General features: G+C 73.2%; 20 protein-coding genes. 9 read left to right on the top strand and 11 right to left on the bottom strand.

What is annotated here, in order from left to right; translation table 11 throughout:
- Positions 1 to 89 precede the first annotated feature (89 nt).
- The 3 genes from ACRAKH_RS33035 to ACRAKH_RS33025 are packed head-to-tail and all read right to left on the bottom strand — an operon-like array spanning position 90 to position 3,645.
- Positions 90 to 2,387, bottom strand: coding sequence for an FtsX-like permease family protein (locus ACRAKH_RS33035; RefSeq protein WP_380728329.1), 2,298 nt, complete (start codon positions 2,385 to 2,387; stop codon positions 90 to 92).
- Complete coding sequence (locus ACRAKH_RS33030; RefSeq protein ID WP_380728336.1) at positions 2,384 to 3,097, bottom strand: ABC transporter ATP-binding protein; 714 nt, start codon at positions 3,095 to 3,097, stop codon at positions 2,384 to 2,386. Before ACRAKH_RS33030 ends, ACRAKH_RS33035 begins: the two co-directional genes overlap by 4 nt.
- Positions 3,098 to 3,120: 23 nt before the next feature.
- Positions 3,121 to 3,645: a PadR family transcriptional regulator gene (locus tag ACRAKH_RS33025; protein ID WP_380728331.1), complete on the bottom strand. Its 525-nt coding sequence runs from the start codon at positions 3,643 to 3,645 to the stop codon at positions 3,121 to 3,123.
- A 152-nt stretch (positions 3,646 to 3,797) separates the two neighbouring features.
- On the opposite strand from ACRAKH_RS33025, the gene ACRAKH_RS33020 reads away from it, so the two are divergent.
- Positions 3,798 to 4,334 carry a CGNR zinc finger domain-containing protein gene (locus tag ACRAKH_RS33020; protein ID WP_380728332.1) on the top strand — a complete coding sequence of 179 codons (537 nt, stop codon included), beginning with the start codon at positions 3,798 to 3,800 and terminating at the stop codon, positions 4,332 to 4,334.
- 177 nt (positions 4,335 to 4,511) lie between these two features.
- Here ACRAKH_RS33020 and ACRAKH_RS33015 read toward each other — a convergent pair whose 3' ends face one another.
- Entirely contained in the window at positions 4,512 to 5,717 is a 1,206-nt protein-coding gene (locus ACRAKH_RS33015; RefSeq protein ID WP_380728338.1) for a DUF445 domain-containing protein, read from the bottom strand.
- Between the two features lie 80 nt (positions 5,718 to 5,797).
- Between ACRAKH_RS33015 and ACRAKH_RS33010 the strand changes: the two genes are divergently transcribed.
- Positions 5,798 to 6,970: a pyridoxal phosphate-dependent aminotransferase gene (locus tag ACRAKH_RS33010; RefSeq protein ID WP_380728334.1), complete on the top strand. Its 1,173-nt coding sequence runs from the start codon at positions 5,798 to 5,800 to the stop codon at positions 6,968 to 6,970.
- 42 nt (positions 6,971 to 7,012) lie between these two features.
- Here the strand turns inward: ACRAKH_RS33010 and ACRAKH_RS33005 are convergent, their stop codons facing one another.
- Both ACRAKH_RS33005 and ACRAKH_RS33000 read right to left on the bottom strand, forming a co-directional pair.
- The gene (locus ACRAKH_RS33005) at positions 7,013 to 7,906 is read right to left on the bottom strand and encodes an IS982 family transposase (protein WP_380730804.1); all 894 of its coding nucleotides are present in this window, start codon (positions 7,904 to 7,906) and stop codon (positions 7,013 to 7,015) included.
- Between the two features lie 62 nt (positions 7,907 to 7,968).
- Positions 7,969 to 9,909: an NACHT domain-containing protein gene (locus ACRAKH_RS33000; protein ID WP_380730427.1), complete on the bottom strand. Its 1,941-nt coding sequence runs from the start codon at positions 9,907 to 9,909 to the stop codon at positions 7,969 to 7,971.
- Between the two features lie 73 nt (positions 9,910 to 9,982).
- On the opposite strand from ACRAKH_RS33000, the gene ACRAKH_RS32995 reads away from it, so the two are divergent.
- Positions 9,983 to 10,948: a zf-TFIIB domain-containing protein gene (locus ACRAKH_RS32995; RefSeq protein ID WP_447009507.1), complete on the top strand. Its 966-nt coding sequence runs from the start codon at positions 9,983 to 9,985 to the stop codon at positions 10,946 to 10,948.
- A gap of 9 nt (positions 10,949 to 10,957) precedes the next feature.
- On the opposite strand, the gene tgmC is transcribed toward ACRAKH_RS32995, so the two are convergent.
- The gene (gene tgmC / locus ACRAKH_RS32990; RefSeq protein WP_380724391.1) at positions 10,958 to 12,097 is read right to left on the bottom strand and encodes an ATP-grasp peptide maturase system methyltransferase; all 1,140 of its coding nucleotides are present in this window, start codon (positions 12,095 to 12,097) and stop codon (positions 10,958 to 10,960) included.
- A gap of 103 nt (positions 12,098 to 12,200) precedes the next feature.
- Here tgmC and ACRAKH_RS32985 point away from each other — a divergent pair, with 103 nt between their 5' ends.
- The 5 genes from ACRAKH_RS32985 to ACRAKH_RS32965 all read left to right on the top strand — a co-directional run bounded on the left by ACRAKH_RS32985 (position 12,201) and on the right by ACRAKH_RS32965 (position 15,014).
- Positions 12,201 to 12,683 (top strand): helix-turn-helix domain-containing protein, encoded by a 483-nt coding sequence (locus ACRAKH_RS32985; protein WP_380724390.1) that lies wholly within the window; start codon positions 12,201 to 12,203, stop codon positions 12,681 to 12,683.
- A gap of 5 nt (positions 12,684 to 12,688) precedes the next feature.
- Positions 12,689 to 13,393, top strand: a complete 705-nt coding sequence (locus ACRAKH_RS32980; RefSeq protein WP_380724389.1) for a hypothetical protein — start codon at positions 12,689 to 12,691, stop codon at positions 13,391 to 13,393.
- Between the two features lie 116 nt (positions 13,394 to 13,509).
- Positions 13,510 to 13,794, top strand: coding sequence for a DUF2516 family protein (locus ACRAKH_RS32975; protein WP_380724392.1), 285 nt, complete (start codon positions 13,510 to 13,512; stop codon positions 13,792 to 13,794).
- A complete protein-coding gene (locus ACRAKH_RS32970; RefSeq protein ID WP_380724388.1) occupies positions 13,788 to 14,450 on the top strand; it encodes an alpha/beta fold hydrolase in 663 nt (220 codons plus the stop codon). Before ACRAKH_RS32975 ends, ACRAKH_RS32970 begins: the two co-directional genes overlap by 7 nt.
- A 9-nt stretch (positions 14,451 to 14,459) precedes the next feature.
- A complete protein-coding gene (locus tag ACRAKH_RS32965) occupies positions 14,460 to 15,014 on the top strand; it encodes a type 1 glutamine amidotransferase domain-containing protein (protein ID WP_380724387.1) in 555 nt (184 codons plus the stop codon).
- A 56-nt stretch (positions 15,015 to 15,070) separates the two neighbouring features.
- On the opposite strand, the gene ACRAKH_RS32960 is transcribed toward ACRAKH_RS32965, so the two are convergent.
- Complete coding sequence (locus tag ACRAKH_RS32960; RefSeq protein ID WP_380724386.1) at positions 15,071 to 15,829, bottom strand: MerR family transcriptional regulator; 759 nt, start codon at positions 15,827 to 15,829, stop codon at positions 15,071 to 15,073.
- Between the two features lie 70 nt (positions 15,830 to 15,899).
- Here ACRAKH_RS32960 and ACRAKH_RS32955 point away from each other — a divergent pair, with 70 nt between their 5' ends.
- Entirely contained in the window at positions 15,900 to 16,448 is a 549-nt protein-coding gene (locus ACRAKH_RS32955) for a YbaK/EbsC family protein (protein WP_380724385.1), read from the top strand.
- A 218-nt stretch (positions 16,449 to 16,666) separates the two neighbouring features.
- Here ACRAKH_RS32955 and ACRAKH_RS32950 read toward each other — a convergent pair whose 3' ends face one another.
- The 3 genes from ACRAKH_RS32950 to ACRAKH_RS32940 are packed head-to-tail and all read right to left on the bottom strand — an operon-like array spanning position 16,667 to position 19,384.
- Positions 16,667 to 17,734: an LOG family protein gene (locus ACRAKH_RS32950; protein ID WP_380724384.1), complete on the bottom strand. Its 1,068-nt coding sequence runs from the start codon at positions 17,732 to 17,734 to the stop codon at positions 16,667 to 16,669.
- A gap of 25 nt (positions 17,735 to 17,759) precedes the next feature.
- Positions 17,760 to 18,638, bottom strand: coding sequence for a formyltetrahydrofolate deformylase (purU, locus tag ACRAKH_RS32945; RefSeq protein ID WP_380724383.1), 879 nt, complete (start codon positions 18,636 to 18,638; stop codon positions 17,760 to 17,762).
- An 11-nt stretch (positions 18,639 to 18,649) separates the two neighbouring features.
- Positions 18,650 to 19,384, bottom strand: a complete 735-nt coding sequence (locus ACRAKH_RS32940) for a maleylpyruvate isomerase family mycothiol-dependent enzyme (RefSeq protein ID WP_380724382.1) — start codon at positions 19,382 to 19,384, stop codon at positions 18,650 to 18,652.
- Positions 19,385 to 19,388: the final 4 nt, after the last annotated feature.

Below are 19,388 nucleotides of genomic sequence, written 5' to 3'. Positions count from 1 at the left end.
TGGTGATCACATCTCTTCAGACGCAGCGGAGGCCCGCGGCGTGGCCTGGCGGTGCGACGTGACCGCGAATCCGCCGCGGCCCCGGTTCGTCATTCGGAGCGCAGGCCCAGCGCGCCGGTCGCCCGGTGCAGGGACGGCAGGGACAGGACGGTCACCAGGACCACCATCAGGGCCGAGACCCCGCTGAGGATGCCGATGCCCGGCCAGTCCAGCACCGTCGGCTGGGCGATGATCCGCAACAGCAGGATCGCCAGGCCGCCGCCCACCGCCACGGCCACGCCGAGCGCCAGGAGCAGCGGCACGGCGTTCTGCCACAGCAGCGACCGCGCGAGCGCGCCCTTGGGGACACCGCTCGCCGCCAGGACGGCCAGCGGCCGCCTGCGTTCGCGCACCTGCTCCAGCGCCAGCACCAGGAGGCTCGCGCCGGCCAGCAGGAGCGTGATCAGCGAACCGGCCAGGAGGGCTTGGCGGATGCTCTGGAACTCCCGCACCCGTTGGGACACGTCGGCCGAGCCGAAGTAGGACGCGTAGGCCCGCCACGTCATCGGCGCCAACGCGTTGCGCACGTGCTCCGCGATGTCCGGCTGGTCCGGGTCCACGAGCACGAGGACGGTGGCAAAGTCGGAGGTGACGGGCAGGTCGCGCACGGTGGAGGGCGTGACCAGCAGTCCCGACTGCACGTCCGTCACGCCCGGGCGTGGCCTGACCGCGGTGAACTCCGGGACAGTCCACTGTGGACCGGAGGTGCCGGTCTCGTAGTCCTGGATCACCACGACGCGCTGACCGGGCTGGATGCGCGTGCGCGCCGAGCTGCGCGCGAAGTCGGTGTCGACGTAGAACGCGTCACCGTCCCGGCAACTCGGCAGGTCCGCCTGCGCCCTCAGGGCCTCGCACGTGCCGACCAGCGCCGAGTCGTACTCGTCCGAGCCCCACGTCAACCCCAGCGACCGGGTCGGGTGCACCCGCTCCACCCCGACCGAGCGCGTCAGCAGGCCGACGGTCTGGTCGACCACCTCGGGCGACGCGTCCCGCATGCTGATCGTGATCCGGCTCTTGTCCGCCTCGGGGATCGGCCGGTCCACGATCTTGCTCTCGGCGCTCGCGAGCACCGATTGCAGGGCGATGCCGCCGGCCAGGACCACGGCCACGCCGCCGACGACGCGGGCCGCGGTGCCGCTCTCCAGCTGCAGCCTGCGGATCGCCAGCTGCCACGACGGCGCGCCGCCGCGCAGGCGGCCCACCGCGCGTTCCACCACCCACGGCAGCAGCGCCGGGATGGCCAGCAGCAGCATGAGGATGCCGCCGATCACGACCGGCTCCGACGCGTCGGCCCGCGTGCCACCGAGCGTGCCGCTCTGGCTGATCAACGCGCCCGAGCCGATGATGACGGGCATCAGCCGCCACCACAGCGCCCGCCGCACGGGCTTCGTCCGGCGCACCACGCCCAGCGGCTCGACCACCGTGTGGCGCATGGCGATCATCGACGTCACCACGGCCAGGACCGGCACCAGCACGAAGATCAGCACGGCGAGCGGCGGCGACGGGGTGAGGTCGCCGACGAACACGCTGAGCCCCATGATCCGGACGTGCTCCACCAGCTGCCGGGCGGTGAGGAACAGCGCCGCGCCGACGCCGAGGCCGACGAACGCGCCCAGCAGCGACTCCCCCGCCGCGATCCGCCGCACCCGCCGCGCCCCCGCGCCGACCAGCCGCAGCGCCGCCAGCCTGCGGTCCCGCTCCGACCCGGCCAACCTGGTGCTGATCCCGACGAACACCAGCACCGGGAACAGCAGCGCGACCACGCCCACCATGATCAGCAGCGACAGGACCGGGTCCAGCTCGCGCGGTCGCACCTCGCCGCCGAACGCGCCGATGGCGGAGCGCTCGTCGGCCTCCACGGTCGCGTCGCCCGCGTAGAACAGCAGGTCGTGCGGCGCGTTCAACCCGGCCTGGCCGACGACCCCGGCCACCCGCTGCGGCAGCCGCTCGCGCAGCAGGTCGCCCCGCGACGACTCCAGCAGCTCCGCGAGCGCGGGCGAGAGGAACACCTCGCCGTCGCCGGGCACCCTCGGCAGGCCCGGCGGCACCGGCGCGGCGGGCCCGCTGCCCTTCACGAAGTAGCCCGAGATGGTCTCGCCCCGGTACTCGGTGGTCCAGAACGCCGTGTGCAGGACGTCGCCCGCGCCCGGCCGGGCGTTGACCGGCACCGCGGCGGCCTGCCGTTCGGCGCGCTCGGACAGCACCGTCGTCAACGAGGCCGACGCCAGCAGCACGGCCACGCCGACGCCGATCCCCGCGCCGGTCAGCGCGAGCCGGACCCACGACGGGCGCCCGCCGCCCAGGGCCAGCCGGACGCCCAGCGCCAGGTCGGCGAACCACGTCCTCACCTGACCGGCTCCATCTCGCGCGACCGGCCGTCGCGCACCACGACCTCGCGGTCGGAGTACGCCGCCACGCGGGCCTCGTGCGTCACGAGCACCACCGCCGCGTTGGTCTCCTTCGCCGCGGTCACCAGCAGTTGCATCACCCGCTCGCCGTTGAGCGAGTCGAGCGCGCCCGTCGGCTCGTCGGCGAACACCACGCGGGGGCCCGTGACCAGCGCGCGCGCCACCGCGACCCGCTGGCCCTGACCGCCGGACGTCTCGCCGGGCCGCTTGTCCGCGACGTCGGCCACCTCCAGCCGCTCCAGCCACTCGCGGGCCCGGGACTCGGCCGCGCGCCGCTTCACCGAACCCAGCCGCAACGGCAGTGCCACGTTCTCCAGGCACGTCAGCTCCGGCACCAGCTGGCCGAACTGGAACACGAACCCGAAGTCGCTCCGCCGCAGCTCGCTGCGCGGCCCGTCGCCCATCGCGCTCAGCTCGACGTCGCGGTAGCGCACGGTGCCCCGGTCGGGGGTGAGGATGCCGGCCAGGCAGTGCAGCAAGGTCGACTTGCCCGAGCCGGACGGGCCCATCACGGCCACGACCTCGCCCGCGCGCACGCTCAGCCCGGCGCCGTCCAGCGCGGGCGTCGGCCCGAACGACTTGTGCAGGTCGACCGCTTCCAGCAACGCCTTCGCCGGCTCGCCCCCGGCCGCCTCGCCCGCCGGGGACAACGGGTCCACCCGGTCCGCCGCGTTCACCGGGACACCGCCGTCTTCAGCTGGCCGAGGCGGGCCGCGGTCAGCTCCAGCCAGCGCAGGTCCGCTTCGAGGTGGAACAGGGCGTGGTCGCAGATCAGCTGGTCGGCGAGGTCGCCGGCGGCCTTGCGCCGGGTCAGCTCGCGCATGGTGGCCAGGTGCGCGGCCCGCTGCACGTCGAGCACGTCGTCCGCGCTGCGACCGGACAGCAGCGCCAGCACGACCTTCGCGTAGAGCGTGTTCTGCAGGTAGGGCTCCGGCTTCTCCGGCGTGCCCAGCCAGTGCTCCACGTCGGTCACGCCCGCGTCCGTGATCGCGTACCGCTTGCGCTCCGGACCGTCACCCGCCTCGACCCCGGCCTCCTCGACCAGGCCGTTGCGGAGCAGGCGCGACAGCGTCGTGTACACCTGCCCGTAGTGCAGCGGCCGGTCCTGGCCGAAGCGCTCGTCGTAGGCCTTCTTCAGGTCGTAGCCGTGCCGCGGGCCCTTTTCCAGCAGGCCGAGCAGGGTGTGTCCGATCGACATGCGGCCGACTATACACACGGTGTATACACAGGGTTCATAGCCCGATCGGTGGAACGGTCGGGCAGGAGTCAGTGCGCGGTCGGGCTAACCGGTCACAGGCGTTTGACGGTTACTTCGCCACAAAGGGCCTCTTCGACGCCTACAGTGGAGGGGTGACTGGTCTGGCGGCCGGCTGGGACCACGCGGCTTTCACGCAGGGTCGAGCCGGCGATGCGGAACACGATGTGGAGCTGCTGCTCGCTTTCCTGAACACCCGAGATCTCGAACTCGGCACGGACGTCCTGGACAGCGCCGCTGCGTGGCGCGCCTGGGTCACCGAGCGCGGCCTGGGCCGCCCGGGCGACCCGGAGGAGGTCCGCGCGGCCCGGGCGTCGCTGCGGGCCTCGCTGGGTGAACGCCACGACGGACCCGATCCCACCCCCGCCGCGGGGCTGGTCCGGGTCGACCTCAGCCAGGGCGTGCCGACGATGTCCAGCACCGACGCCCTCGGCGCGGTGCTCGGCGCCGCGGCCCGGCTGGCCGTGCTCGGGTCCTGGGAGCGGTTCAAGATCTGCCAGGCGGACGACTGCCGCTGGGCGTTCTTCGACCGCTCGCGCAACCGCTCGCGCACCTGGTGCTCGATGCAGACGTGCGGGAACCGGGAGAAGGCGCGCAACTGGCGGGAACGGCGTGCGCTGAGCGTGACCTGAGCGTCGACGGCCCGCGCGTCGGGTGACGCGCGGGTTCCGTCGGCGTGGGCGTCGGACGTGGCTTCGCGTGGCCGCTGGAGGCGTGGGCATCGAGCGCGTGGGCGTCGTCGGCGTGAACGTCGGGCGTGTGGTTTCGGGCGCGCGCGTCTCGGCGGCCTGGCGGGTTCACGTCCCGGGTCAGACGACCAGCTGGCCGACCGTGTAGATCACCAGGCCCGCGAGCGCGCCGACGACCGTGCCGTTGATGCGGATGAACTGCAGGTCCCGACCGACCTGCAGCTCGATCTTGCGCGACGTCTCCTCGGCGTCCCAGCGCTCGACCGTGTCCGTGATCAGCGTGGTGATCTCGTGGCGGTAGTTGGTCACCACGTACCCCGCCGCGCCTTCGAGCCACCCGTCGACCTTCGCGCGCATCGACTCGTCCTCCACCAACCGGCGGCCGAACGACACCAGGCCCTCGCGCACCCGCGTGCGCAGCTCCGAGGACGGGTCCTCGGCCGCGTCGAGCAGCATCTTCTTCGCCGTGCCCCACGCGGACCCGATGAGCCGCTGCACGTCGGGGTGCTCCACGAGCTGCTGCTTGACCACCTCCGCACGTTGCATGGTCGCCGGGTCGGTCCGCAGGTCGCCCGCGAACTCGATCAGGAACTGGTCCACGGCCAGCCGCATCGGGTGGTTGACGTTCGTCTTCACCGCCCACGCGAAGTCCAGCAGCTCGTTGTACACCTTGTCGCCGAGCAGCGAGTCCACGAACTTCGGCGACCACGACGGCGCCCGGTCGGACACCACGCCCATCACCCGGTCGTAGTTGTCGCGCACCCAGTCGTACGCCCGGTCGCACACCAGGTCCACGAGCTTGTGGTGCGCGCCGTCGGTGAGCACCTGGCCGAGCAGCTTGCCCAGCGGCGGACCCCACGGCTGGTCGACCAGCCGCCGCACGAGCGCCTGCTCGACCACGGCCTGCACGTCGTCGTCCCGCAGCACGGTGACCGCGCCCTTGACCACGTTGGCCAGCTCGGACGTCACCCGTTCGGCGTGTTCGGGCTGCGACAGCCACTCGCCGACGCGCCGGGCGAACCCGACCCGCCGCAGCTTGTCCCGCACCACCGACTCGGACAGGAAGTTCGTCCCGACGAACGACCCGAGGGCGTCGCCGAACGTGTCCTTGCGGGTCGGGATGATCGCCGTGTGCGGGATCGGCAGGCCCAGTGGCCTGCGGAAGAGGGCGGTCACGGCGAACCAGTCGGCGAGCGCGCCGACCATGCCCGCCTCGGCCGCGGCGCGGACGTACCCGATCCAGGCCGGGCCCCCGTCCTCGAACAGCAGGGCGACGACGAAGATCACGGTCGCGGCCAGGAAGAAGCCGGTGGCCACGAGCTTCATCCGGCGCAGGCCCTGGCGCTTGAGCTGGTCAGCGGCGGTCAGTTGCTCCACGCCGTCATTGTCCGTGAAGATTCGGACTTGTGCGGGTACCAGCGCTAGTCCCCAGGATGCGGCCGTTCACGTCGACGATCTTCGCGGAGATGACCGCGTTGGCGAACCGCACCGGAGCGGTGAACCTCGGGCAGGGCTTCCCGGACACCGACGGCCCGGTGGGGATGCTGGAGGTCGCCAAGGCGTCCATCGACGCCGGGCTCAACCAGTACCCGCCCGGTCCGGGCATGCCGGAGCTGCGGCAGGCGATCTCGGAGCACCGGGCGCGGTACGGCACGCACTACGACCCGGACACCGAGATCCTGGTCACGGTCGGCGCGACGGAGGCCATCGCGGCCACCCTCCTCGGCCTGGTCGAACCGGGCGACGAGGTCGTGCTGGTCGAGCCCTACTACGACTCGTACGCGGCGTCGGTGGCGCTGGCGGGCGCGTCGCGGCGGACCGTGGGCCTGGTCGAGGAGCCGGGCACCGGCCGGCTTGGGCTGGACGTCGACGCCCTCCGCGCCGCCATCGGGCCGCGGACCAGGGTGTTGCTGCTCAACACGCCGCACAACCCGACCGGGACGGTGCTCAACCGGGACGAGCTGGCCGCCGTCGCCGCGCTGTGCGTCGAGCACGACCTCGTGGCCGTCACCGACGAGGTGTACGAGCACCTGGTGTTCGACGGCCGCGAGCACGTGCCGCTGGCGACGTTCCCCGGCATGGCGGAGCGGACCGTCACCATCTCCGGCGCGGGCAAGTCGTTCAACTGCACGGGCTGGAAGATCGGCTGGGCGTGCGGTCCGGCCGAGCTGGTCGGCGCGGTGCGGGCGGCCAAGCAGTTCCTGACGTTCGTGGGCGGCGCGCCGTTCCAGCCCGCCGTGGCGCACGCGCTGCGCCACGAGCTGGACTGGGTGGCGGACCTGCGGACGTCGTTGCAGGACAAGCGGTCCCGGCTGTCCGCCGGGCTGACCGACGCCGGGTTCGCCGTGCGGCCCAGCGAGGGCACGTACTTCATCACCGCCGACGTCCGGCCGCTCGGCTTCACCGACGGCGCGCAGCTGTGCCGCGAGCTGCCGGAGCGGATCGGCGTCGCCGCCGTGCCCGTGCAGGTGTTCGCCGACCACCCCGAGCAGTGGCGGCACCTGGTGCGGTTCGCGTTCTGCAAGCGCGACGAGGTGCTGGACGAGGCGATCGACCGGCTGCGGAAGCTGAGCGCCTGACCGGACCGCGCGTTCGGGCTAGACGAGTAATGCGTAAGTCGGTCAGTGGTCGTAGGCGGTCAGGGACCGGGTGACAGGTTGGCCGGTGGCTCGGTTGTGCCAGATGGCGGCGGTCAGGGCGAGGATGCGTTGGGCGATGCGGACTCCGACGCCGTCGATGGTGCGTCCGCCGTGTTGCTCCAGGTTCAACTGGCCCTTGAGCGTGTCGTTGACGGACTCGATGAGTTGGCGGATGGACTTGAGCAGTGGTTCGCCGGGGTGCGGCTTGCGGTTGCGGTAGGACGGTCGGATCAGTCGGACGCCGCGCTCGGCCAGGAACCGGTCGAGTTCGGCGGAGACGTAGCCCTTGTCGGCGATGACGAGCAGGCCGGGGCGGTCGTCGAGCAGGCGGGGTTCGTGGTCGCAGATCGCCATGAGCACCTGCCGCTCGTCGATCTTCGGGTCCGCCAACGCCCAGGTGATCGGCAGCCCGGCTGGGGTGCAGACCAAGTGCAGCCGCAATCCCCAGAACCAGCGCGAGTGGGAGCGGCAGAAGCCGTATTTCGCCCAGCCGGCCAACTCCGAGCGCTTGACCGTTGGCCGGGAGCGTCCGCATTCGACCGGGGTGGAGTCGACGATCCAGGTGGTGTCGGTCCACAGGTCGGTGTCGGCGGCCAGCCAGCGCGTGACCTGCTTGACCAGGGGTAACGCGGTGCGGAGGCGGCGGTTGTAGCCGGACTGGCCGGGCAGGTAGCGGAACGCGCCGGGCATCCGGGCGGGCAGGAACCGCAGCCATCGGGCCTCGGAGGTGAACCCGAGTAGCGCCTGGGCCACCGCCAGGGTGACCAGCTCGGCGTCGGTGAGCTTGGGCGGCCTGCCCATCCGACGCCCGCCGGCGAGGTGGTCGTCGATCTTCACGTAGAGTGCGGTGAGAAGGGTGTTCAGGTCGGTCGTCACAAACTGATCTTGAACACCCTTCGTCCGTCTACAGCCACCGCCTCGACTTACGCATTACTCGTCTAGGCGTCCGACCTGACCTCGGTGGCGGACGACGGCCGGGCGCCCGCCAGCCGGTCCTGCACCAGCCCGTGCCGGAACTGGTAGGCGGCCCCCGCCTGGCACAGCACGCCGAGCTTGCGCGCGTCCTCAAGGAAGAGCATCAGCTCCCACGGCAGCTTGCCGCGCAGCGCCAACCAGATCCGCGCCACCGTGAACCACCACCAGCGCAGGTGCAGCACGGACAGCGCGAAGCCGAGCATGAGCCCGGACGCCAGGCCGAGGCCGACCATGCCGGACTGCGTCGGCCCGAACACCAGGCCGGCGGCCGCGCCGAACACCACGGCCAGCACCAGCGACCCCGTCCACACCGCGATCCGGTCCCGCGTCATCGTCCACTTGGGACTCGACGGCTGGGTCAGCTCGCCGCTGCCGCCCAAGCCGAACCGCAGCGCCACCGCCACCGCGATGCCCAGGCCCACCACGAGGCCCGCGGACAGCCCGTACAGCGCGCCGAACACCAGCCCGGCCGCCGTGCCCAGCACGCCGCTGACGACGACGAGGCTGCGCCACACCCCGAGCCGGGGCTTCGGCGTGCGGTGCCCGGACGCGTACAGGGCGGCCACCGCGACCGCCAGCCCCGCGGCCAGCCCGGTGATCGGGGCGAGCTTCGGCGTGTCCGTCGCGTACGCCATCAGCCAGGCGACGCCGAACCCGCCGATCGAGCCGAGCGCGACCGCGCCGAGCAGCGCCAACCACATCGCGCCGACCGAGCGGCGCAGGTCCCACCAACCCAGTTCGCGCACGCCCCGCCGGCGCATCTCGCCCGCCAGGAACGCGAGCCAGCGGGTCGCCTTGTCCCGCGGCCACACCTGGCTGGCCTGCGCCTGGTGGGCCACCGAGCGGTCGCCGAACGCGCCGTTGACCAGCGCGTCGACCAGGTGGTCCTCGATGGCGCGGCGGTCCGGGAACCGGCCGCGGTCCAGCAGCTCGCTCGGCTCGCCGTACCCGTGCACGACGCCCGCCAGCCACACCGCGAGCGGCGTGGACAGCGCCTCGGCCAGCCGTCCATCCGGCTCGTCGCGCAGGTGCAGGAAGATCGGCTCCCAGCGGGCCGCCGTCATCGGGTCCGACACCGCGCGCAGGTAGCCCGCGATCCCCTCGTGGTCCAACGGCTGGAGCTGCACGACGTCCGCGCCGGCGACCGGGACGCCCGCCTCGGCGAACTCCTCCGGCCGGCTGGTCAGCACGAGAGGCTGCCGGCCGGGGAACGCCCGGTTGACGCGGTCCAGCGCGGCGGCGCGCCGTTCGGGCGGGAGCTGGTCGAGGCCGTCGAGCACCGGGAACACGCGGCGCTGCTCGACCAGCAGGTCGCCCGCGTAGCTGCCGTACAGCTCGGTGTTGCGCAGGGCCGGGTGGTCCTCGTACAGCCGCCGGGTCATCCAGGTGCGCACGTCCTCCGCCTCCGGGTCCCAGGTGGAGAGGGGGAGGAGGAACGGCACCGGGCCGCCCTCGTACCGGTCGAGCAGGCCGATGGTCAGCAGCATCGCCGTGGTGCTCTTGCCCGCGCCCGGTTCGCCGAGGACCACCATGCGGGGGTTGCGCCGGAACGCGCGCACGATCCCGTCGCTGTGCCCCGGCTCGCCCTCGAGGGCGGTCCAGTGCAGGTCGAGGAGGTGGTCGTCCAGGCCGCGGGCGCGGCACTCCTCGTTCCACTGCGCGTGCAGGGCGCGGGCGAGCGCGGTGGTGGCCGCGTCGAGGTTCTCGTCGGTGGCGAGGCCCGCGGCCCGTCGGCGGTGCAGCCACGGGTCCAGGGCGGCGAGCAGGGCCAGGAACCCGAGGGCCAGGCCGGTCAGCCACAGTTCGGGGTCGATGCCGTAGTCGGTGACGAACAGGCCGGCCGCGGCGAGCACGGCGGCCAGCACGCACCCCGTGAGCACGGCTCGCTGGCGAAATCTGGACACCACGGCATCATGACCCACCGGTCACCGCTGGTGCCGGTGTGGTCACCCCTGTGTCGTGCGTACTCTCGATTGTGTGATCTGTCCGAAGTGCCACGACCTGATGCGCACCATCAGCCGCGGTTCCGTGCACGTGGACCAGTGCGAGAACTGCAAGGGCGTCTTCCTCGACGGCGGCGAGTTGGAACAGATCATCGCCGCCGAACGCGCGCACTACGCGCAGCCGTACCGGCCGGGAGGCGTTCCGCTCGCCGCGCCGGGCGGGGTGCCGCCGTACGTCCCCGGTCCGCCCGTGCCGGTTCAGGTTCCTCCCGGGCCGGGTGTAACCGTCTCGGTGACACCCGATCGGGCGGTTCCCGTCCCGGCGGCCGAGGCGACCGCGGTCGTTCCGGCCCCGGTCGGCGATCGGGAGGCCGAATCCGGGCAGGCTCGGCACACGACCGGTGCACCGGTTCCGCAGCCCACCGCCGCCCACCCGGCAGAGGTGGGCGGGAGCGGGCAGTCGACGCGGGTGGGGCACTCCGCCGAGTCGACGCGGGTCGAGCCCGGCGACGATGCGCCGCCACCGGCCGAACCTGGCGCGGAACCGCCGACGCGGGTTCAGCGTCCGGCCGATTCGCCGGAGCAGGCCGAGGACGCCGACGGGCCGCCCGCCTACGTCGAGCCCGCCGCCGGTCCGCCGACGCAGGCCGAGCACGGTCCGCCGACGCAGGCCGAGCACGCCGGGCCTGCGACGCAGGTTGAGCCCGCTGGGCCTCCCGCGCAGGTCGAGCACGCCGCGCCGCCGCAGCAGGGAGAGCCCGCCCCGCCGCCGCCGCCGCACGTCGAACCGGTCCCGGCCGGTCCGCCGCCCCCGTACCAGCCGCCACCGCCCTACCAGCCGCCGCCCGGCACGCCCGGCGCCCCCGCCGGCGCGCCGCCCCCGTACCAGCCGCCGCCCGGCACCGTGCCCGGCCCGCCGCCGCCCGCGTACCCCGGCGGCTACTACGACTACCAGCACCCGCACCGCAGGCGGAGCTTCTTGGAGGAGCTGCTCGACTGACCGGCCGGGTCAGGTGGGCGGCCGGGTCGTGAGCGGCCACGTCAGGTCGGTGCCGTCGAGCGCGAAGTGCTGCTCGGTCGGCGTCGCGGTGAACGTGAACTGCCTGCGGCGGGGTTTGCCGAGCGCCTGCCACTGCCGGTAGGCGGCTTCGGCCTCGTCCCACAGCGCCCGCGGCCCGCCCTGGTCGACGACCGCGCCCCGGTGCCGGACCCACGACCCGTCGGGGTGGACCAGCCGGATCGGCTCGGCGGCGACGACCACGTCCGCCAGGACCAGCCCGGCGAAGAACTCGAACCCGCTGGACGGGTCCACGACGGCCCGCGACGGCAGCAGCGTCGTGCGGGAGGTGCGCGGCTCGGCGCTCACGGCGTCGACCAGCGCGTCGTCGGCCCACGCCTGGCGGTGCGCGCGCAGCGGCATGAACCGGCCGTCCTCCGGCAGCACGCGGCCGGTGGCCCGTCCGTCCCGCACGGTCAGCCGCACCAGCCCCGCGCCGATGGCCCGGTTGAACGTGGTGATGATCAGGCCGCCCGGCGCGGTCTGCGCGATCCACGCCGCCGGGATGCGCGACACCGCGCACGTGCCCAGGACGCGGTCGTACGGCGCGTTCGGCGCGTGCCCCTGCTCGCCGTCGCCGACCACGCACGTGGGCCGGTAGCCGGCGACGTCGAGGCGGGAGCGGGCCCGCGCCAGCACGCCGGGGTCGACGTCGATCGACGTCACGCGCGAGTCGCCGAGCACGTGGCAGAGCAGGGCGGCGTTGTAGCCGGTGCCGGTGCCGATCTCCAGCACCCGGTCGCCCGGCGCGACGGCCAGCGCCTCCAGCATGATCGCCATGATCGTCGGCATGCTGGACGAACTGGTGGGTACCCCCGGCGCGGAACCGGTGGCGAGTGCTTGCTCCCACGCGCGGTCGTCGCCGTTCAGCTGGGTCACGCAGACCTCGTTGCGGTAGACCAGCGCGAGGTGGTCGGGGTGGTCGGAGGTGATCGGCTCCCAGGCGCCGTCCGGGCGTTGGGCGAAGAAGCCCGGCAGGAAGACGTGGCGCGGGACCTGGCGAAACGCCTCGGCCCAGCGCGGATCGCGGAGCACGTCGGCGGCCAGCAGCGAGTCGACGAGCCGTCCGCGCAGGTTCGCCGCGACGTCCACGCCCACCACCGTAGCGCTGTGGGGGAGCACACGTCCGTGTTGCTAGCACTCCGCTTGCAACTGCTAGCACCTCCGCGTACCGTCGAATTCACGGATCGAGGAGGTGCCGCGAGAGTTGGACAAGTCCATCGACAAGGCGGTGGCCGATCTCGGCCGCGACATCGGCGAGTACATCCGCGAGCAGCGCAACACGGCCAAGATCTCGTTGCGGCAGCTGGCGAAGCTCGCCGGGGTGTCCAACCCGTACCTCAGCCAGATCGAGCGCGGTCTGCGCAAGCCGAGCGCGGAGATCCTGCAGCAGATCGCGAAGGGGCTGCGGATCTCGGCCGAGGCGCTGTACGTCGAGGCCGGGATCTTGGAGCAGCGCGAAGGCGGCGCCCTGGCGGACGCCATCGTCACCGCCCCCGACCTGACCGAGCGGCAGAAGCAGGTGCTGCTCGACGTCTACGAGTCGTTCCGGCGCGAGAACACCGCCGACGGAGCGGGCACGCAGGCGGTCGGCACCCGAACAGCCGGCAAGCAGACAGCCGACAAGCAGACAGCAGGCGAGCGGACAGCCGCCACCCAGACCAAGCCCGAGGAGTGATCTCCATGCCGAACCTGCCCACCACCGAGGAGTTGCGCAAGGCCGGCGAGCAGGCCGTCGCCGCCGCCCGCACGCCGCTGCTCGCCGCCCTCGGCGCCGGTGACCTGGCCGCCAAGGCCGTCATCGAGGCGCTGGGCAAGGCCCGCGAGCGCGCCGAGTCGGCCCGGACCGCCGCCGAGTCGGCCGACCTGGGCAAGGACCTGCGCGAGAAGCTGGACCCGGCGGAGCTGCGCAAGGTCGTCGACGCGTACACGCAGTCGGCGCTGAACCTCTACCAGTTCCTGGCCGAGCACGGCGAGCAGGCGCTGGAGAAGCTGAAGACCCAGCCGCAGCTGCAGAAGGCGCTCAACCAGGTCGAAGAGGCCGTCGAGACGGCGCAGAAGCGCACCGAGGCCGCCGCCGCCGACGCCCGCGTGCTGGCCGACGACGTGCTCGGCAAGGTGAGCCGCAAGACCCGGGTCGTCGCCGAGAAGGTCGCCGACGACCTGGACGACGCGAGCGAGAAGCTGGCGGAGACCGTGGTCGAGGTCGGCGGTGACGTCGCCGCGGAGGTGCGCGACACGTCCCGCAAGGCCACCGCCCGCGCCGCGTCGGCCAAGCCGGCCGCGACGAAGGCGACCCCGGCCACCGCCAAGGCCACCACGCCGAAGTCCACCGGCGCGTCGCCCCGCCCCACCGCGGCGAAGAAGCCCACCGACACCGGCAAGTGACCCGACCGGCACGGGGCGTCCCACCAGGGCCGCCCCGTTTCGGCTGTACCGGGACCGCGCCGCGCACGTAGGCTGGTGACGTGCTGCCATCGTTCCCGGCCTTCAGTCCCCTCTACCTGGACGCCTGGGTCATGTTCGCGGCGTACTACGCCGCGTTGGTCATGGGCGTGTTCGCGTTCGCGCACGCGCTCACGCAGCGCGCCGACGCGTACACGGCGGCCGAGCGCATGACCAAGCCCGCGTGGCTCGGCATCACCGGTGGTGGCGCGTTCGCGCTGCTGCTGTTCCACCCGTTCTCCGCCGGTGCCATGTTCTGGCTCGCCGGGCTGGTCGCGGTCACGGTGTACGTGGTCGACGTCCGGCCGCGGCTGATCGAGGTCCAGCGCGGCCCCCGGTGGTGACGCACCGGAGCTTCGGCTCCGGAGCGCCCGTCACGCTCGTGGGCCACGGCCTCGGCGCGACACCCGGCGAAGCACGCCTGCCCACGTCCGGTCTGCCGGGCACGAAGGTCGTGATCACCCTCCCGTCCCACGGCGACGCGCCGGACGCGCCCGAGGGCTACTGGAACTACCGGCGGATCGCCGCCGACCTGCGCGAAGTCGCCCGGCAGACGGGCGCGACGCGGGCGATCGGCGTGTCCCTGACGGCGGGCGCGCTCCTCGCGCTGCTGGCCGACGAACCTGACGCGTTCGACCGGGTCGCCCTGCTGCTGCCCGCCGTGCTGGACGAGCCGAGGCCCCTGCTGAGCCGCGAGGACGCCATCGCCGCAGTCGGCGGGCCACCCGACTACCAGGCCCAACGCCGGCGCGCGTTCGCGAGGCTGGACGGCGCGCTGGCCGAGCTGCCGGGTCAGGTCGCGGTGGCCGACCGGGCGGCGCTGGCACGCGTCACGGCGCCCGTGCTGGTGATCGGCGCGACGCGCGACCCGCTGCACCCGGAGGACGTGGCCAAGCAGGTCGCGGGCGCGTTCCCGAACGGCAGGCTGGAGCTCGTGCCGTCGTGGCTCGCGCACCGCGCCGACGTCCGCGGGTGGTTGTCCGACTTCCTGCGCGGGTAGCCGACAGGCATGGCCGAACCGAAGAAGATCGCTTTCCTGGTCGACACGGAGGGCATCGAGCAGGTCGAGCTGACCGACCCCTGGCAGCACGTCGAGAAGGCCGGCGCGGTGCCGCGCCTGCTCGCGCCCAGGTTGGGGCAGGTTCGGGCGTTCGACCACCTGACCCCCGCCGACTCGTTCGACGTCGACGTGCCGTTCGCGCACGCCGACCCCGACGACTACGACGGCGTGGTCATCCCCGGCGGGGTGGCCAACGCCGACTTCCTGCGGATGGACCGCGACGCCGTCCGGTTCGTCGTGCAGCACGTGGCCGCGGGCAAGCCGATCGCGTCGATCTGCCACGGGCCGTGGCTGCTGGTCGAGGCGGACGTGGTGCGCGGCAAGGCGCTGACCTCGTTCCCGAGCCTGGCCACCGACATCCGCAACGCGGGCGGCCAGTGGGACGACGCGGAGGTGAGCGTCTGCGCCAAGGGCGGCTGGACCCTGGTGACGAGCCGGAAGCCCGACGACCTGCCCGCGTTCAACCGCGAGGCGGTGAAGGCGTTCGGGCTGCAGGGCTCGTGACCGTCCCGGGCCGGTGAAACCCGGCGTCCGCGGGGATGTGCACCTCCCCGCGGACCCTAGAGGCGGGCCTCGGCGTACGCGGCCATCGCGTCGCGCACGTACTCGGCCAGGCCCTCGGCGTGCTCGTCGATCTGCGACGTGAACTCCGGCGCGTCGACGTACATGCGGCCCAGCCCGGTGTACGACTCCCGGTTGGGCGTCCAGCTGCGCTTCAGCCACGCGTGGTGCCGGTCGGTCACGTCCAGCGCCTCCGGCGCGTCGGCGGCCACGCCGGCCCGGAACAGCTCGGCGTACGCCGTCAGCACGGCCCGCCACTCCGCCAGGAACGCGTCCGCGTCGGCCCTCGTCCAGTCGCCCATCCGGCGCTTGCTCGCGTCGATGTGCTCCCGCACGCCCTCACCGTGGCGCTCCACGAGTTCCGCCTCGTAGCGGGCCTGGCGGTCGGCGTCGAAGCCGTCGAACAGCTCTTCCATCTTCATGCGGTCACCTCCTTCCAGTTCCTCGATCGTGCGGGACACGGTCCTGGCCAGCCGCGCCAGCCGTTCCTGCTCGGCGGCCAGCCGCCGCGCGTGGTTGCGCAGCACGTCGACCGTCCGGTGCCGCCCGTCCAGGACCTCGGCGACGGTGTCGAGGCCGAGACCCAGGTCGCGCAGCAGCAGGATCTGCTGGAGCCTCAGCAGCTGCTCGCGCTCGTAGTACCGGTAGCCGTTGCCGCCGACCCACGCCGGTGCGAGCAGCCCGATCGCGTCGTAGTGCCGCAACGTCCGCGAAGTCACCTTCGACATGCGCGCGACCTGTGCGATCGACCAGGCCATGACCGTGCTCCCTCCCTGTGCGGACCACGCTAGAGGTTGACGCAACGTCAACGTCAAGCCTGCCGGCAGGATGGTGGGCGTGTGGACCATCGCAGGCACCCTGACCCCCGTGCGCGCCCTCGACCGGCTCGACCTCGTGGCGGACCCGGTGGCCGCCGCGCTCAGGTCGCTGCCCGACGGCGGGCGGCTCGCCGTCGCCGAGATCGACCCGACGCTCGCCGACACGGCGGAGTTCTGCGCGCACTACGGCTCGCCGCTGGAGGCGTCGGCCAACTGCGTGATCGTGGCGGGCAAGCGCGGTGACGTCGTCCGGTACGCGGCGTGCGTCGTGCTCGCGACGACGCGGGCCGACGTGAACGGCGTCGTCCGGCGGCGGCTGGACGCGCGCAAGGCGTCGTTCGCCCCGATGGACGACGCGGTGTCGCTCAGCGGCATGGAGTACGGCGGCATCACGCCCCTCGGCCTGCCCGCGGACTGGCCGGTGCTGCTGTCGCCGCAGGTCGCCGCCGCGCCGGAACTCGTGATCGGCAGCGGCATCCGGGGCAGCAAGCTGCTCGTGCCCGGCGAGGTGCTGGCGAAGCTGCCGGGCGCCGAGACCGTGGACGGCCTGGCTGTGTGAATTGCTGTGTTGAATGGCGCCGCCTCCGGCGTCGCGGCTCGGTCGCCTGGAAGTCGGTCGTTCGCGCCTGATTTCCCGACGATCGGAAAAGCGTGATCGCCTGGAAATCAGGCGCGAACGACCGACGCGACCTCGCGGCGTGGTGGTCGCGGCGCGGCGGTGGGCGCGTCGGTGGTGAGCGCGGTCTGGTGGCGCGGTGGGCGCGGTGGGGCGTGTGGTCAGGCGGTGTAGTCGTGCAGGAAGGCGACTGCCTCGTCGGTGTCGTCGGTGACCAGGATCCAGCGCTCCGCCTCGCGGCCGCGGGCCAGGCGTTGGACCAGCGGCGCGGCCGGCACCTCGTCCACCCAGAAGTCCTTGCCCAGGAACACCATCGGGGCGGCCGGGCCGACCGATCCGTAGTGGTTCTGGCAGTAGTCCTGGAAGACCTCCTGCACGGTGCCCGCGCTGCCCGGCGTGTAGATGATGCCGCCGGTCGCGATGGTGAGCAGGCCCTCCTCGCGCACCGAGTTGGCGAAGTACTTGGCGTGCAGCTCGCACGCCGGGTTCGGCGGCTCGTGGCCGTAGAACCAGGTCGGGATGCCGATCGTGCGCGGCCGGTCGGAGGTGGGCAGGTCCGTCGGGCACGCGGCGATCCAGCGGCCGATCGACTCGGCGTCGTCGCCGAACCTCGGCGCCCTCGCCAGCTCCTTCAGCAGCGCGTCGTCCACGCCCGCCCGCACGCCCAGCGGCACGGCCTCCATCACGCCCGGACCGCCCCCGGTCAGCACGGTGAAGCCGGCCTCGCCGAGCGCCGCGCCCAGCGCCACCGCGCGCCGGTAGCCGTCCGTGTCACGGCCCAGCGCGTGCCCGCCCATCACCGCGACCGGCGCGCCGTGCAGCGCGTCCGCCAACGCGGCGGTGATCGCGTGGTCGTGCAGGCGCTCGGCCAGCGCGTGCAGCGGGTCCGGGTTGTGGCCCTGCGCGCGGCTGTGCTCGTAGATCAGGGCGTCCGGGGTGTCCGCGTAGGTCACCGGGTCGTCCGGGTCGAACCCGGCGAACAGCTCGGCCGGCGTGTAGAGCCGCGACCGGTACACCTCGTACGGCAGGTCGGGGATCGCGGGGAACACGAGCGCGCCGGCCGCCGCCGCGCGCCGCTGCGCCACGGGCGAGAGCGCGCAGCCGAGGAACAGCGCGCCGTCCATCGGCACGCGCAGGTCCACGTCGCTCAGGTCGAGGCCGATCAGCACGGCGTGCCGCAAGTCGTCCGCCGCGCGGACCCGGTCGGGGTCGGTGTACTCGGTGCGCACCGGCGCAGCGTACGTCCCGCGCCGGCTAGAAGATGACGGTTTGGTTCCCGTGCACCAGCACGCGGTCTTCGAGGTGCCAGCGCAGACCGCGGGCCAGCACGACCTTCTCGATGTCACGGCCCTTGCGGACCATGTCGTTGATCGAGTCGGTGTGGTCGACCCGGATCACGTCCTGCTCGACGATCGGCCCCTGGTCGAGGTCCGCCGTCACGTAGTGGCACGTCGCCCCGACCAGCTTCACGCCCCGGCTGTGCGCCTGGTGGTACGGCCGCGCCCCGACGAACGACGGCAGGAAGCTGTGGTGGATGTTCAGCGCCCGGCCCGCCCAGTCGGCGCACAGCTCGGCGGGCAGGATCTGCATGAACCTGGCCAGCACCACCGCGTGCGGCTCGTGCGCGTCGACCAGTTGCCGCAGCTGCGCGAACGCCGCCTGCTTGCCCTCCGGGTCGTTCGCCGGGAACGGCACGTGGTGGAACGGGATGCCGTGCGCCCTGGTGATCCCGGCCAGGTCGGCGTGGTTGCCGATGACCGCCGACACGTCCACGTCCAGCTCCCGCGACGCCACCCGGCCCAGCAGGTCGTACAGGCAGTGCCCTTCCCTCGACACCAGGATCACCACGCGCCGGCGCTCGCCGCTGTCCGTGACGCGCCACGAGCCGGGGTGCGCGCCGAGGTCCCGGGCGACGACGGCGAACCGGGTGCGCAGCTCGTCCACGTCGAACGGCAGCGAGTCCGCCCGCACCTCCTGGCGGGTGAAGAACCAGTTGGTGGTCGGGTCCGTGTGGTACGCGGCCTCCACGATCCACCCGCCGTGCTCGGCCAGGAACGAGGAGATCCTGGCCACGATGCCGGTGCGGTCCGGGCAGCCGAAGGTGATCACGTAGCGTCGTTCAGGCAGAGGCACGTCGGAAGTATCTACGGTCGTGGCAGCCCGTCCAGCAGCGACCTGTCACCCGATGCGATGGCGCCGCTCGGCCTGCCCCACACCGCCCGGTACAGCGCGTCGGCGGTGCCCGCGACGGTGGCGTCCTCGTCGGTGCCCGAGTCGGTGACCGGACCGACCCGCGGCGGCTCGCCGGGCGTGAGCCGCAGCTCCCAGGCCCGACCGGCGTCGGCGGCGTGGAACAGCACGCGACCGGACACCTCGACCGGCCGGCGCTCGGCGGCGCGCACCACCATGCGGGTCAGGTACTCGTCGACGCCGTCCGCCGCGAACTCCACGTCGAACAGCAGCGTCGGCACGTCGGCGCCGTGCCGGGCGTGCTCGGCGTCGAGCCGGTGGATCGCCGTCTCGTGCGCCTGCCGGCGCGACCAGAAGCCGTACTCGCGGGGACCGGTGAACGACCAGGCGGGGGTGTCCGGCGGCGAGCCGGCCAGCGTGTCGGCCAGCTCCGCGAGCGTGGCCTCCCCCCAGGCGAGCAGCTCGTCCCAGTCGGCGGGGCGGTCGTCGGCCGCGGGGCGCTCGCCGTCGGGCGGCGTGCGCAGCGCCCGCAACGCCCAGGAGTGCGTCCGCCCCAGGTGGTCGACCAGGTCGCGCACGGTCCACCCGGGACAGGTCGGCACCGGCGCGTCCGGTCCGGCGGCCACGGCCGCGGCCCGCAGGGCGGCGTACTCGGTCCTCATGTGCTGCACGAAATCCGCGTGGTCCACTCCG

The organism is Saccharothrix hoggarensis (assembly GCF_052936025.1).
This window is presented reverse-complemented; position numbering and strand designations above follow the sequence as displayed.